At 68.6% G+C, this 14,000-nt stretch carries 11 protein-coding genes and 1 pseudogene; all 12 read left to right on the top strand.

Annotation, left to right across the window (positions count from 1 at the left end; translation table 11 throughout):
• Positions 1 to 207 precede the first annotated feature (207 nt).
• The 12 genes and pseudogenes from P2Q00_RS06655 to P2Q00_RS06710 all read left to right on the top strand — a co-directional run bounded on the left by P2Q00_RS06655 (position 208) and on the right by P2Q00_RS06710 (position 13,989).
• The gene (locus tag P2Q00_RS06655) at positions 208 to 1,227 is read left to right on the top strand and encodes a sugar ABC transporter substrate-binding protein (RefSeq protein WP_275770447.1); all 1,020 of its coding nucleotides are present in this window, start codon (positions 208 to 210) and stop codon (positions 1,225 to 1,227) included.
• Positions 1,227 to 2,303, top strand: coding sequence for an ABC transporter permease (locus P2Q00_RS06660; protein ID WP_275770449.1), 1,077 nt, complete (start codon positions 1,227 to 1,229; stop codon positions 2,301 to 2,303). Before P2Q00_RS06655 ends, P2Q00_RS06660 begins: the two co-directional genes overlap by 1 nt.
• Before the next feature lie 5 nt (positions 2,304 to 2,308).
• Positions 2,309 to 3,220, top strand: a complete 912-nt coding sequence (locus P2Q00_RS06665; protein ID WP_275770450.1) for an ATP-binding cassette domain-containing protein — start codon at positions 2,309 to 2,311, stop codon at positions 3,218 to 3,220.
• A 60-nt stretch (positions 3,221 to 3,280) separates the two neighbouring features.
• Positions 3,281 to 4,138 (top strand): sugar phosphate isomerase/epimerase family protein, encoded by an 858-nt coding sequence (locus P2Q00_RS06670; protein ID WP_275770452.1) that lies wholly within the window; start codon positions 3,281 to 3,283, stop codon positions 4,136 to 4,138.
• 230 nt (positions 4,139 to 4,368) lie between these two features.
• Complete coding sequence (gene iolC, locus P2Q00_RS06675) at positions 4,369 to 5,340, top strand: 5-dehydro-2-deoxygluconokinase (protein ID WP_275770453.1); 972 nt, start codon at positions 4,369 to 4,371, stop codon at positions 5,338 to 5,340.
• Positions 5,341 to 5,344: 4 nt separating this feature from the next.
• Positions 5,345 to 6,217, top strand: a complete 873-nt coding sequence (locus P2Q00_RS06680) for a Cgl0159 family (beta/alpha)8-fold protein (RefSeq protein ID WP_275770454.1) — start codon at positions 5,345 to 5,347, stop codon at positions 6,215 to 6,217.
• Entirely contained in the window at positions 6,214 to 7,095 is an 882-nt protein-coding gene (gene iolB, locus P2Q00_RS06685) for a 5-deoxy-glucuronate isomerase (protein ID WP_275770456.1), read from the top strand. The genes P2Q00_RS06680 and iolB overlap by 4 nt, the downstream gene beginning before the upstream one ends.
• Positions 7,095 to 8,978 (top strand): 3D-(3,5/4)-trihydroxycyclohexane-1,2-dione acylhydrolase (decyclizing), encoded by a 1,884-nt coding sequence (iolD, locus tag P2Q00_RS06690; protein ID WP_275770458.1) that lies wholly within the window; start codon positions 7,095 to 7,097, stop codon positions 8,976 to 8,978. Before iolB ends, iolD begins: the two co-directional genes overlap by 1 nt.
• Positions 8,979 to 9,008: 30 nt before the next feature.
• Positions 9,009 to 10,505 carry a CoA-acylating methylmalonate-semialdehyde dehydrogenase gene (locus tag P2Q00_RS06695; protein ID WP_275770460.1) on the top strand — a complete coding sequence of 499 codons (1,497 nt, stop codon included), beginning with the start codon at positions 9,009 to 9,011 and terminating at the stop codon, positions 10,503 to 10,505.
• Positions 10,506 to 10,539: 34 nt separating this feature from the next.
• Positions 10,540 to 11,707: pseudogene (locus tag P2Q00_RS06700) on the top strand (MFS transporter).
• Positions 11,708 to 11,735: 28 nt separating this feature from the next.
• Complete coding sequence (locus tag P2Q00_RS06705) at positions 11,736 to 12,932, top strand: Gfo/Idh/MocA family protein (RefSeq protein ID WP_275770461.1); 1,197 nt, start codon at positions 11,736 to 11,738, stop codon at positions 12,930 to 12,932.
• Positions 12,933 to 12,990: 58 nt separating this feature from the next.
• Positions 12,991 to 13,989: a sugar phosphate isomerase/epimerase family protein gene (locus P2Q00_RS06710; RefSeq protein ID WP_275770464.1), complete on the top strand. Its 999-nt coding sequence runs from the start codon at positions 12,991 to 12,993 to the stop codon at positions 13,987 to 13,989.
• The last annotated feature ends 11 nt before the right edge of the window (positions 13,990 to 14,000 follow it).

Raw genomic sequence — 14,000 nt, forward strand, 5'->3', positions numbered from 1 at the left:
GCGCTTTAAATTGTCCTGATGTTCCAACGAAGTCATCTGCACCGTCGCCGTCGACGAGGCCCACAAGGCGCTCGCCCGCGACACGGCCGTGCAGGTCGCACTCGAGGACCACCCGCCCCACCCAGCGGTCACCGCCCCCTTTCTTCCTCTTCCACCTCCGATTTCCTCCTCTTCCTCCAACGAGTCGCACAGCGAGGTGCACGCCCCATGAACCGCACATCCACACCCGGCCTCCGCAGAATCACCCCCGTCGTCGCCGTCGCGGCAGCAGCCGCCCTGACACTGGCGGGCTGTTCCAGCAGCTCCGGGGGCAAGAAGGCCGAAGAGGACGCCGGCAATGTCTCCGCCGGCAAGGCCAACACGCCCCGCTTGACGATCGCGATGGTCACCCACGCGCCCTCCGGCGACACCTTCTGGGACACCATCCGCAAGGGCGCCGAGGCCGCCGCGGCCAAGGACAACATCAAGCTCATCTACTCCAACGACGAGAACGCGGGCAACCAGGCCAACCTGGTGCAGAACGCGATCGATCAGAAGGTCGACGGCATCGCGATCACCCTGGCCAAGCCGGACGCCCTGAAGTCGGTGGTCGCCAAGGCCGAGAAGGCGGGCATCCCCGTCGTCGGCCTCAACGCGGGCCTGAGCGTCTGGAAGCAGCAGGGCCTGCTGTCGTTCTTCGGACAGGACGAGGCCGTCTCCGGCCAGGCCCTCGGCAGCAAGCTCAACGGCACCGGCGCCAAGCACGCCCTCTGTGTCATCCAGGCCCAGGGCGACGTCAACCTCGAAGAGCGCTGCGCCGGCGTGAAGAAGACCTTCAGCGGCAAGACGGACATCCTCTACGTCAACGGCACCGACATGCCCTCGGTGAAGTCGACGATCACCGCGAAGCTCAAGCAGGACTCCTCCATCGACCAGGTGGTCACCCTCGGCGCCCCGATCGCACTGACCGCGGTGCAGGCCGTGTCCGAGGGCGGCAGCAAGGCGAAGATCGCCACCTTCGACCTCAACAAGGATCTCGTCTCCGCCATCCAGAAGGGCTCCATCCAGTTCGCCGTCGACCAGCAGCCCTATCTGCAGGGCTACCTGGCGGTCGACTCCCTCTGGCTGTACAAGACCAACGGCAACTTCAGCGGAGGCGGTGAGCAGCCGGTGCTGACCGGTCCTGCCTTCGTCGACAAGAGCAACGTCGAAGCCGTCTCCAAGTTCGCCGCGAAGGGCACTCGGTGATGAGCGTGACCCAGCATGCCGATCCGGCGGTGACCTCACCGCCGGCCTCCGGCCCCAAGCAGACCGACGGGCGCACAGCCGAACGGCCGCTGGTGGTCAGGCTGTTGGCCCGTCCCGAGGTGGGTGTCTTCCTCGGTGCGGTAGCGGTGTACGTGTTCTTCCTGATCGCCGCTCCGCCGGTGCGCGACGCCGGTTCGATGGCGAACATCCTCTACCAGTCCTCGACCCTCGGCATTGTGACCATCCCGGTCGCCCTGCTGATGATCGGCGGCGAGTTCGACCTGTCCGCCGGTGTCGGGGTGATCACCTCGGCGCTCACCGCCAGCATGATCGCCTACCAGCTGAGCATGAACGTGTGGGTGGGAGTGTTCGTCGCACTCCTGGTGTCGCTGGGGATCGGCTTCTTCAACGGCTGGATGGTGGTCAAGACCGGCCTGCCCAGCTTCCTGGTCACGCTCGGCACCTTCCTGATCCTCCAGGGCGTCAACCTCGCGGTGACCAAGCTGGTCACCGGCAACGTCGCCACCGACGACATCAGCAACATGGACGGCTTCAACCAGGCCAAGAAGGTCTTCGCGTCGTCGTTCGACATCGGCGGCGTGCAGGTGAAGATCACCGTGTTCTGGTGGCTGCTGTTCGCGGCGATCGCCACCTGGGTGCTGCTGCGCACCAAGTACGGCAACTGGACCTTCGCGGTCGGCGGCAACAAGGACAGCGCCCGCGCCGTCGGCGTGCCCGTCGCCTTCACGAAGATCTCGCTGTTCATGCTGGTCGGCTTCGGCGCCTGGTTCGTCGGCATGCACCAGCTGTTCTCCTTCAACACGGTGCAGTCCGGCGAGGGCGTCGGCATCGAGCTGATCTACATCTCCGGAGCGGTGATCGGCGGCTGCCTGCTGACCGGCGGCTACGGCTCGGCGATCGGCCCGGTCTTCGGCGCCTTCATGTTCGGCATGGTGCAGCAGGGCATCGTCTACGCCGGCTGGAACCCCGACTGGTTCAAGGCCTTCCTCGGCGTCATGCTCCTCGGCGCCGTCCTGATCAATCTGTGGGTCCAGCGCACCATGACCCGGAGGTGAATCCGATGACAGACAAGAACAGCGGAACTCACGGAGCCATCCTCCAGGACGCCGCACCGGAGAAGGACGGCGTGATCGTCGAACTGCGCAACGCGGGCAAGGCGTACGGCAACATCCGCGCCCTGCACGGCGTCAGCCTGCAGGTCCGCCCCAGCCAGGTCACCTGCGTGCTGGGCGACAACGGCGCCGGCAAGTCCACCCTGATCAAAATCATCTCCGGGCTGCACCAGCACACCGAGGGCGAATTCCTCGTCGACGGCGCTCCGGTGCGCTTCTCCACCCCGCGTGACGCCCTCGACAAGGGCATCGCCACCGTCTACCAGGACCTGGCGACGGTCCCGCTGATGCCGGTATGGCGCAACTTCTTCCTCGGCTCCGAGATGACCAAGGGCCCCTGGCCCGTCCGCCGTCTCGACATCGAGAAGATGAAGAAGACCGCGGACGAGGAACTCCGCAACATGGGCATCATCCTGGACAACCTGGAACAGCCCATCGGCACCCTCTCCGGCGGCCAGCGCCAGTGCGTCGCCATCGCCCGCGCCGTCTACTTCGGCGCCCGCGTGCTGATCCTGGACGAGCCCACCGCCGCCCTCGGTGTCAAGCAGTCCGGCGTGGTGCTCAAATACATCGCCGCCGCCCGCGACCGCGGCCTGGGCGTCATCTTCATCACCCACAACCCGCACCACGCCTACATGGTCGGCGACCACTTCAGCGTGCTCCGCCTGGGCACCATGGAACTGACCGCCTCCCGCGACCAGGTCAGCCTCGAAGAACTGACCAACCATATGGCCGGTGGCGCCGAACTCGCCGCGCTCAAGCACGAGTTGGCGCAGGTCAGCGGCGTCGACGTCGAGGAGCTTCCCGAGCAGGAGGACCTCACCGCACCCGTCGCTGCGGCCCCGGAAGGAACCCCCTGACGGCGACTCCGTCCTGACCCCACGCTGCACCGTCTCACACTGACCAGAAGGCACTCCCTCATGAAGATCGCCCTCGACCCGTACATGATCCGCAATGTCCCGTTGCTCGAACTCCCCGCCGTGGTCGCCGAGTTGGGCTACGAGTGGATCGAGCTCTCCCCCCGGGAGGATTTCATCCCGTTCTTCCGGCACCCGCGCGTGGACGACGCAACGGTCCGCAGGTTCCGCAAGGCGCTGGACTCGGCCGGTGTCGGCATCTCCTCGCTCCTGCCGCTGTTCCGCTGGTCCGGCCCGGACGAGGACGCCCGGCAGGCCGCCGTACGGTACTGGAAGCGGTCCATCCAGATCGCCTCGGACCTCGGCGTGGACAGCATGATCTCCGAGTTCAACGGCCGGCCGGAGGATTCCGACCGCAGCGAGGCGCAGTTCTGGAAGTCGCTGGACGAACTGCTGCCGGTGTTCGAACGGGAGGGCATCAAGCTCGCGCTGGAGCCGCACCCGGACGACTTCATCGAGAACGGCTACGACGCGATCAACCTGATCCGGGGCATCAACCACCCGGGCGTCACGTTCCTGTACTGCGCTCCGCACACCTTCCACATCGGCAACGACGCCCCCGGCATCATCAAGTACGCAGGCGACCTGCTCACCCATGTTCACCTGGCGGACGCCCTCGACCACACCGCCTCGTCCGGCAACCGCTACATCCTCAATCCGCCCGGCACTCCGGCGCGCATCCACCAGCATCTGGACATGGGTCAGGGCGAGGTCGACTTCGACGAGCTCTTCCGTGAACTGCGGGCGAACGGCTTCGACGGCACGCTGACCGCGTGCGTGTTCGCGTGGGAGGAACGGGCCAAGGAGTCGTCGTTGTTCATGCGCGACAAGATCAACGAGTACCTGGCTGCCTGGCAGTGACGGACCGTGGTCCCGTCGGCGGCGAGCGCGCCGCCGACGGGACCCGAGGCCCCCGACAACCGCTCTTCGGGGGTGGTTCCGACCAGCTCGCGAGATGTTGCACTAACAACCTATTGACATGACATATACCTGCGGGGCATCGTACTTCTCAAGGCGCTTTTAAAGCGCTTTAAGTCTCCACTCCATCGCCATCACTCCCCGGGAATCCGGGGCGAAGGGAAACCAGCGTTATGCCGTTCGAAGTGCTGACCATGGGCCGCGTGGGAGTGGATGTGTATCCGCTCCAGACGGGTGTGGGGCTGGCGGAGGTCACCTCGTTCGGCAAGTACCTGGGCGGCAGCCCGACGAATGTGGCGGTGGCCGCGGCCCGTTACGGCCGGTCGTCGGCTGTGATCACGAAGACGGGCCGGGATCCGTTCGGTGACTTCGTGCGCGCCGCGCTGGAGGGGTATGGCGTCGATGCCGGTTTCGTGGGTACGTCGCAGATCGCGCCGACGCCGGTGACGTTCTGCGAGATCTTTCCGCCGGACGACTTCCCGCTGTACTTCTACCGGCTGCCCAAGGCCCCCGACCTGGACATCAGCGCGGGCGAGCTGGATTTGGACGCGGTGCGGGCGGCCGGGATCTTCTGGTTCACGGGCACCGGGCTGAGCGAGGAGCCGAGCCGCTCGGCCACCCTGGCCGCCCTCGCCCACCGGGCCAAGGCGGGCACGACGGTCTTCGACCTGGACTGGCGGCCGATGTTCTGGAGTGCCGGCCCGGACGAGGCACGCGCGTACTACGCCGAGGCCCTGCGCCATACGACGGTGGCGGTGGGCAACCTCGACGAGTGCGAGGTGGCCACCGGCGAGCGTGAGCCGTCTGCGGCGGCGAAGGCGCTGCTGGCCGCCGGCGTGGAGCTGGCGGTGGTGAAGCAGGGCCCCGAGGGCGTGCTGGCGATGGGCCGGGACGGGACGGTCGCCGAGATCCCGCCGGTGCCGGTGGACGTGGTCAACGGGCTGGGCGCGGGTGACGCCTTCGGCGGTGCGCTGTGCCACGGCCTGCTGTCGGGCTGGGACACCCGCCGGACCGTGTCCTTCGCCAACGCCGCCGGGGCCATCGTCGCCGGCCGACTGTCCTGCTCCGACGCCATGCCCACCGAGGCCGAGGTCGACACCAAGCTCCGCGAGGCCTCCCTCGCCCCCACCGAACGAAAGGCGTGACGACGTGCCGTCCGACAACCTCAGCCGGATCGTGGCCGCCCGGGTGGGCGACCCCGGCGCCATCACGGCCGCCGCCGCCCGCCGCGTCAAGGCCGCCTCGCTGCTCGGCGAACACGGCAAGGCGATGATCATCGCCGCCGACCATCCGGCACGCGGCGCCAACGCCGTCGGCGGCGACCCAACTGCCATGGCCGACCGCGCCCGATTGCTCGACCGCCTGTGCACCGCCCTGGAACGGCCGGGCGTCACCGGTGTACTGGCCACCGCCGACATCCTGGAAGACCTGCTCCTGCTCGGCGTCCTGGACGGCAAGAGCGTCTTCGGCTCCATGAACCGCGCCGGCCTGGCAGGCTCCGTCTTCGAGATCGACGACCGGTTCACCGGCTACGACGCCGAAACCATCGCCGCCACGGGCTTCGACGGCGGCAAAATGCTCACCCGCATCGCCCTGGGCGACCCCGCCACGCCGTCGGCGCTGGAAAACACCGCCCGCGCGATCGACGAGCTCAACGACCGTCAACTCATCGCCATGGTCGAGCCGTTCCTCTCGGTATGGCAGGACGGCAAAATCCGCAACGACCTCTCCACCGACGCCGTCGTCAAGTCCATCACCATCGCCTCGGGACTCGGCCGCCGCACCGCCTACACCTGGCTCAAGCTCCCCGTCGTCCCCGACATGGAACGTGTCCTGGCCGCCTCCACCCTCCCCGCGCTCCTGCTCGGCGGCGAAGTCACAGACCCCCAGGCCGCCTTCGCCTCCTGGGGCAAGGCCCTCAAGCAGCCCACCGCACAGGGCCTGGTCGTCGGCCGCTCCCTCCTCTACCCCGCAGGCGGCGACGTCGCCGGCGCCGTCGACAAGGCGGTGAGCCTGCTGTGACCGAGACGAGCAAGTACTACCTGCCGAAGGGCAGTTCGGCCAGCGGCGACTACGACCTCCTGGTCACGCCCGAGTCGGCGGGCTGGGGATACTCCGGCCTCAGGATCCTGACCCTGAAGCCGGGCGAGGCACACGCCCTGTCCACCGGGGAGTCCGAGTTCCTGGTCCTGCCGCTGACGGGCTCCTGCACCGTCACCACGGACGGCACGGCCTTCGAACTCACCGGCCGGACAGGCGTGTTCGCCTCGGCCACCGACTTCGCATACCTCCCCCGCGAGTCGGAGGCTCTGATCAGCAGTGCGGCCGGTGGCCGGTTCGCACTGCCCAGCGCCCGTACCGGGCGGAGCTCACTCTCCGCCCGGTACGGGTCCAAGGAGAACGTGCCCGTGGAGCTGCGGGGCGCGGGGGCATGCTCGCGGCAGGTCAACAACTACTGCCTGCCGGGCACGTTCGACGCCGAACAGCTGCTGGTGTGCGAGGTCCTCACCCCCGGCGGCAACTGGTCCTCGTACCCGCCGCACAAGCACGACGAGGCCCGCCCGGGGATCGAATCCGAGCTGGAGGAGATCTACTACTTCGAAATCTCCGGCGACGGCAACGGCTTCGGCTACCAGCGGGTCTACGGCACTCCGGATCGGCCGATCGACGTGCTGGCCGAGGTGCGTTCCGGGGACGCAGTACTGATCCCGCACGGCTGGCACGGCCCCTCGATCGCCGCCCCCGGCTACGACCTGTACTACCTCAACGTCATGGCCGGTCCCGGCCAGGACCGCGCCTGGCTGATCTGCGACGACGCCGCCCACGGCTGGGTGCGTACGACGTGGGACTCGCAAGACATCGACGACCGGCTGCCGTTCGGGGCCGAGGAGAACGACTAATGGAAACGATCAGGCTCACCACCGCTCAGGCCTTGGTGCGGTTCCTGGCCAACCAGTACAGCGAGCGCGACGGCCAGGAGCAGCGGCTGATCCCGGGAGTGTGGGGAATCTTCGGGCACGGCAATGTGGCCGGCATCGGCCAGGCCCTCCTCCAGGCCGCAGTGACTCAAGAGGCCGATCTGCCTTACTACTTGGCGCGCAACGAGCAGGGCATGGTCCATGCGTCGGTGGCGTACGCGAAGATGCGGGACCGGCTGGCCACCTTCGCCTGTACGGCGTCGACCGGCCCGGGCTCGACCAACATGATCACGGGTGCGGCGCTGGCGACCACGAACCGGCTGCCGGTCCTGCTGCTGCCCTCCGACATGTTCGCCACCCGCGCCGCCGACCCGGTACTCCAACAACTGGAGGACACCCGCGGCGGCGACGTCACCGTCAACGACGCCTTCCGGGCGGTGTCGAAGTACTTCGACCGGATCTCGCGCCCCGAGCAGCTCATCCCCGCCGCACTGGCCGCGATGCGGGTGCTCACCGACCCGGTGGAGACCGGCGCCGTCACCCTGGCACTGCCGCAGGACGTCCAGGCCGAGGCCTACGACTGGCCCGTCTCCTTCTTCCGCCGCCGGGTCTGGCACGTGGGCCGCCCGGTGCCCGAACCGGCCGCGGTGGAGCGGGCCGCGCGCCTGCTGCGCGGAGCGCGGAAGCCGCTCATCGTCGCCGGGGGCGGTGCCGTGTACTCGGGTGCCGAGACCGCGCTGCGCGCCTTCGCCGAGGCCACCGGAATCCCGGTCGCCGACACCCACGCCGGCAAGGGCGCCGTCCCCTGGGACCACCCGTATGCGGTGGGAGGCATCGGCTCCACCGGCTCCTACGCGGCCAACGAACTCGCGCGTGAGGCCGACGTCGTGCTCGGTATCGGCACCCGCTACTCGGACTTCACCACCGCCAGCCACACCGTCTTCGCTAACCCCGACATCACCTTCGTCAACCTCAACGTCGCCCGCCTCGACGCCGTCAAACACTCCGCCGAACCTCTCGTCGCCGACGCCCGCCTGGGCATCCAGGCCCTGGCCGGGGCGCTGACGGACTGGGAGGTCTCACCGGCGTACCGGGACCGCACACGCCAACTCATCGCCCGCACAAGGGAGATCGAGGACAAGTGCTTCGCCGACGGCCGCAGCACCGGCACCCTGCCCGCGCAGACGCAGATCCTCGGCGCTCTCAACGACGTCCTCGGTGACCGGGACGTGGTCATCAACGCGGCCGGTTCCATGCCGGGCGACCTGCAGCAACTATGGCGAGCCCGGGATCCCAAGGCCTACCACGTGGAATACGCGTACTCCTGTATGGGCTACGAGGTCGCCGCAGGCGTCGGCACCAAGATGGCGGACCCGTCGCGGGAGGTCATCGTCCTGGTCGGCGACGGCTCGTACCTGATGATGGCGCAGGAGATCGTGACCATGGTCTCCGAGGGACTGAAGGTCATCATCGTCCTGGTCCAGAACCACGGCTTCGCCTCCATCGGCGCTCTGTCCGAGTCCCTCGGCTCGCAGCGCTTCGGCACCAAGTACCGCTACCGGGACGGAAATTCCGGCCAGCTCGACGGCGACGTCCTGCCCGTCGACCTCGCAGCGAACGCGTCAAGCCTGGGCGCGGACGTCCTGCACGCCACCAGTGTCGAGGAGTTCCGCTCGGCGATGGAGAAGGCCAGGGCCGCCACCCGCACCACCGTCGTGCACGTGGAGACCGACCTCTACGGGCCCAACCCGCCCGGCCACGGCTGGTGGGACGTCCCCGTCAGTGAGGCCTCCGCCCTGGAGACCACCCAGGCCGCGTACGAGACGTACGCCGCGAACAAGCGCAACCAGCGGCACTACCTGTAAAACCCCGTCCCCGCAAAGGAAACCCGCACCGTGAAGACCATCCAGCACTGGATCAACGGCAGCCCCACCCCGGGCTCCGCCGCCGACAGCCAGCCGGTGTTCAACCCGGCCACCGGTGCCGAGCAGGCCCAGGTCGTCCTGGGCGGAGCCACCGACGTGGACGCCGCCGTCGCAGCCGCCTCCGCCGCGTTCGAGACCTGGTCGGAGTCCTCCCTGACCCAGCGCACCCAGGTCATGTTCAACTTCCGCCAGCTGCTCGTGGAGCACGAGGAGGAACTCGGCCGGATCATCTCCGCCGAACACGGCAAGACCGTCGACGACGCCCGCGGCGAAATCACCCGCGGCCGCGAGGTCGTCGAATACGCCTGCGGCCTCGGCGACGTCCTCAAGGGCTCCTTCTCCGACCAGGTCTCCCGCGGCGTCGACGTGCACAACTTCCGCCAGCCCCTCGGCGTCGTCGCCGGCATCACCCCCTTCAACTTCCCCGCCATGGTGCCCCTGTGGATGCACCCCATCGCCATCGCCACCGGCAACACCTTCATCCTCAAACCGTCCGAACGCGACCCCTCCGCCGCCAACTTCGTCGCCGACCTCTACCGCCAGGCCGGCCTCCCCGACGGCGTCTTCAACGTCGTCCACGGCGGCAAGAACGCCGTCGACGCCATCCTCACCCACCCCGGCATCCAGGCCGTCTCCTTCGTCGGCTCCACCCCCATCGCCAAATACGTCCACGAGCAGGCCACTTCACACGGCAAGCGCGTCCAGGCCCTCGGCGGCGCCAAGAACCACGCCGTCGTCCTCCCCGACGCCGACCTCGAATTCGCCGCCAACCACATCACCGCCGGCGCCTACGGCTCCGCCGGCGAACGCTGCATGGCCGTCTCCGTGGCAGTGGCCGTCGGTTCGGCGGCCGACGCCCTCGTCAAGGTCCTGGAGCGCAAGGCCCGCGAGGTCAAGGTCGGCCCCGGCAACCAGCCCGGCACCGACATGGGCCCCCTCGTCACCAAGACCGCCCAGGAACGCATCGAGAACGCCGTCGGTGTCGCCGCCACCCAGGGCGCCACCATCGTCGTCGACGGCCGCGGACTGAAGATCGACGGCCACGAAGAAGGCTTCTTCACCGGCCCCTCCCTCCTCGACCACGTCACCACCGCCATGGACGCCTACAAGGAGGAACTGTTCGGCCCCGTCCTCGCCATCATCCGCACCGACACCCTCGACCAGGCCATCGACCTCATCAACGCCAACCCCTACGGCAACGGCACCGCCCTCTTCACCGCCTCCGGCGAAGCCGCCCGCCGCTTCCAGCGCAACATCCACGTCGGCATGATCGGCATCAACGTCCCCGTCCCCGTCCCCATGTCGTACTACTCCTTCGGCGGCTGGAAGGACTCCCTCATCGGCGACAACCCCATCCACGGCCCCGAAGGCATCCGCTTCTACACCCGCCCCAAAGTCGTCACCACCCGCTGGCCCCAGCAGACCCACAACATCACCGCGGGCTTCAACTTCCCCACCTCCAGCTGAGATCCGCCCATACGCCAACCGCTAGGAGGTGGCCATGAACGTCAGGGACGACGCTTCCCAGGCTCCCGCACCGAGCACGGCCGCCGCGGGCGATGGGTCTTCCAAGGTCTACCGACGGCTGCGGGTCATCACCGTCATCGCCACGTTCGGCGGACTTCTCTTCGGCTACGACACCGGTGTCATCTCCGGTGCTCTGCCCTTCATGTCTCTTTCGCCCAAGGACGGCGGACTGGGGCTCACCCCTCTCACCGAGGGGATCGTCGCCTCGTCGCTCGTGCTGGGTGCGGCGTTCGGGGCTCTGCTGGGTGGCCGGCTGTGCGACCGGCACGGGCGCAGGCGGACCATCCTCGGGCTCGCTCTGCTGTTCCTCGCCAGCGCGCTGGGCACCTCGCTCGCCCCGGATCTCTGGGTGATGGTGCTGTTCCGTGTGCTGCTGGGTCTCGCCGTGGGTGGTGCTTCCGCGACAGTGCCGGTGTTCATCGCCGAGCTGGCTCCCGCCGGGCGCCGTGGCCGGCTGGTGACCCAGAACGAACTCATGATCGTGACGGGCCAGTTGCTGGCGTACACCTCGAACGCGGTCATCGCCCGCACCGTGGGCGAGGGGGGTGTGTGGCGCTGGATGCTCGCGATCGCCACGGTCCCCGCCGTGCTGCTGTGGTTCGGGATGCTGTTCGTGCCCGAGTCGCCGCGCTGGCTGGCTTCCCGCGGCCGGTTCGACGAGGCCCTCAGCACCCTGGGCAGGATCCGGGGTGCACGGGACGTCGAGGCCGAGTTCGCCGAGATCAAGCAGCGTGTGACCGCGGATGCCCTTGAGCCGGGGGCGGGTTGGCGGGATCTGGGCACGCCGTGGGTGCGGCGCATCGGCCGCCCGCAGCTATCTCGTACTCGCGTCCATGCTGATCTTCCTGCTGTTCATGCAGGGCTGCATTGCGACCGTGTTCTGGCTGATGCTCGCGGAGATCTTCCCGCTCCGCCTGCGCGGCTTCGCCATGGGCACGGCCGTCTTCGGCACCTGGATGGCCAACTTCCTGGTCACGCTGGTCTTCCCGCCGCTGATCGACGCCGTCGGCGGGACCACGTTCCTGCTCTTCGCCGCGGTCAATGTCGCGACGTTCGTGTTCTACGTCCGCACTGTTCCCGAGACCCGGGGCCGCTCGATGGAAGACATCGAGTCCCACTTCCGCCGGCAGTTCGCCGCTTGATCACTCCTTCTTTCTGAAAGGCACCGCCATGACCACGTCCGCCAAACCCCTCTCCGTCGCGGTGATCGGAGCCGGTATGGCCGGCCGCAGCCACGCTGCCGGATACCGCAATGTCAACACGGTCTTCGGGGCCGGTCTGCCGCCGGTCAGGCTGGCCGCGATCGCCGACGCCAATGTCGAGCTCGGCGAGGACGCCGCCCGCCGCTACGGCTACGAGAAGGCGCTCCCGAGCTGGGAGGCCGTTGTCGAGGACCCGACGATCGACGCCGTCAGCATCGTCGTGGGCAATGCGCTGCACCGCCCGATCGCTCAGGCCCTGGTCGCCGCGGGCAAGCATGTGCTGTGCGAGAAGCCGCTGGCCGGGTCGCTCGAAGACGCCCGTGCGATGGCCGAGTTGGAGCGTGGTGCCGAGGTCGTGACCGCCGTCGGCTACACCTTCCGCCGCTCCCCCGGCATCTCCGCGATCCGCGAGCACGTCCAGCGGGGCGAGCTGGGTGATCTGACGCTGTTCAGCGGGCGTTACTGGTGCGACTACGCGACCGACCCGAAGGGTCCGCTGAGCTGGCGGTTCAAGGGCGGCCTCGGTTCCGGTGCGCTCGGGGACATCGGCTCGCACGTCATCGACGCCGCCGAGTACGTCGCAGGTCCCATCGCCTCGGTCTCCGGTGCCGCGCTGTCGACGCAGATCGCCAAGCGGCCGCTGCCGCTGGGCGCGGTCGTCGGGCACAACGCGGCGCCGGTCTCCGACGAGTTCGGCGAGGTCGAGAACGAGGACACCGCGTCCTTCACCGCCCGCTTCGAGTCCGGCCTCGTCGGCACCTTCTCGGTGACGCGTACCGGCTTCGGCCTGCCCAACGGGCTCTCCTTCGACGTGCTGGGCGTCGGCGGCCGGGCCGCGTTCGACCAGCACCGGCCTGCCGAGTACCTCTTCGACGACGCCCAGCCCGACGCCCGTACCCGCGGTGCCCGGCAGATCATCGCCGGCCCGAACCTGCCGTACTTCGCGGGCGGGGTCCCGATGGAGGCGCCGGGCGTGGGTGCCAGCAACGCCGACAACTTCACCTACCAGGCCCGGGCCTTCCTGGACCAGGTCGCCGGCGTCGCCGAGCCGCTGCCGGCCTGCGCCACCTTCGCCGACGCACTGCGGACCATGGAGATCATCCAGGCGGTCGTCGACTCCTCCCGCAACGGCGGCGCGGTCACCGCGGTTCCGCCCGTCGCCTGACCTCTCCGTAGACCCGTAGCCCCATAGACGTACAGACCCATAGGCAAGGAAAAAACACATGGCTCTCAAGCTCGGCGCCTACACCGCCTGTCTGCACGACCGGACCCTTCCCGAGGCCCTCGACATCCTGAAGGAGAACGGTCTGACCTCGGTGGAGGTCAACACCGGCGGCTTCATCCCCTCCCCGCACTGCCCGGTCGACCTGCTGCTGTCCTCGGCCGCCGCGCGCGAGGAGTACCTGGCGGTCTTCGCGGACCGCGGGATGGAGCTGACCGGCCTCAACTGCAACGGCAACCCGCTCAATCCGCTACCGGGGGTCGGCCCGAAGCACGCCGACGACCTGCGCCGTACGATCCGACTCGCGGGCCTGCTCGGCGTGAAGCACGTGGTCACCATGTCCGGTACGCCGGGCTCGGACCCCGACGCCAAATACCCCTCCTGGGTGGTCAATCCATGGGACGGCGTCTACATGGACGTCCTGGACTACCAGTGGGGCGTGGCTGTCGAGTTCTGGAAGGAGATCGATGCGCTGGCCAGGGAGAACGACGTCCGGGTCGCCATCGAGATGCATCCGCACAACCTCGTCTTCTCCCCGGTCACTCTGAAGCGGCTGGTCGACGAGGGTGGCCTGACGAACGTCGGCGCCGAGATGGACCCTTCCCATCTGATGTGGCAGGGCATGGACGTCATCGCCTCCATCAAGTGGCTGGGCCCGCTGGTGTTCCACGCCGCCGCGAAGGACGCGACGCTCTGTCCGGGGGCCGACATCCGCGGTGTCCTGGACACCTCGTTCACGCGCGTGCCCGCCGACGCGCCGGGCAAGGTCCCCACCGGCTACGGCTTCTGGTGCAATGCCTGGCCGGAGAACCCGGCGTGGAAGTTCGTCGCCGTCGGCCTCGGCAACGACGTCCCGTTCTGGACCGAGTTCCTGCGCGCCCTCGCCGAGATCGACCCGGACATGGCCGTGAACATCGAGCACGAGGACGCCGCCTACTCCCAGACCGAAGGCCTCGCCCTGGCGGCCAAGAACCTGCACAGCGCCGCCTCTGCTCTCTGACGGCTCCCCAT

This window comes from Streptomyces coacervatus, assembly GCF_029223485.1.
Lineage (GTDB): Bacteria > Actinomycetota > Actinomycetes > Streptomycetales > Streptomycetaceae > Streptomyces > Streptomyces coacervatus.

Bases quoted from the DNA above. Each gene is read 5' to 3' on its own strand.
- P2Q00_RS06655 (WP_275770447.1), top strand. From the start codon at position 208: ATGAACCGCACATCCACACCCGGCCTCCGCAGAATCACCCCCGTCGTC.
- P2Q00_RS06660 (WP_275770449.1), top strand. From the start codon at position 1,227: ATGAGCGTGACCCAGCATGCCGATCCGGCGGTGACCTCACCGCCGGCC.
- P2Q00_RS06665 (WP_275770450.1), top strand. From the start codon at position 2,309: ATGACAGACAAGAACAGCGGAACTCACGGAGCCATCCTCCAGGACGCC.
- P2Q00_RS06670 (WP_275770452.1), top strand. From the start codon at position 3,281: ATGAAGATCGCCCTCGACCCGTACATGATCCGCAATGTCCCGTTGCTC.
- iolC (WP_275770453.1), top strand. From the start codon at position 4,369: ATGCCGTTCGAAGTGCTGACCATGGGCCGCGTGGGAGTGGATGTGTAT.
- iolD (WP_275770458.1), top strand. From the start codon at position 7,095: ATGGAAACGATCAGGCTCACCACCGCTCAGGCCTTGGTGCGGTTCCTG.
- P2Q00_RS06705 (WP_275770461.1), top strand. From the start codon at position 11,736: ATGACCACGTCCGCCAAACCCCTCTCCGTCGCGGTGATCGGAGCCGGT.
- P2Q00_RS06710 (WP_275770464.1), top strand. From the start codon at position 12,991: ATGGCTCTCAAGCTCGGCGCCTACACCGCCTGTCTGCACGACCGGACC.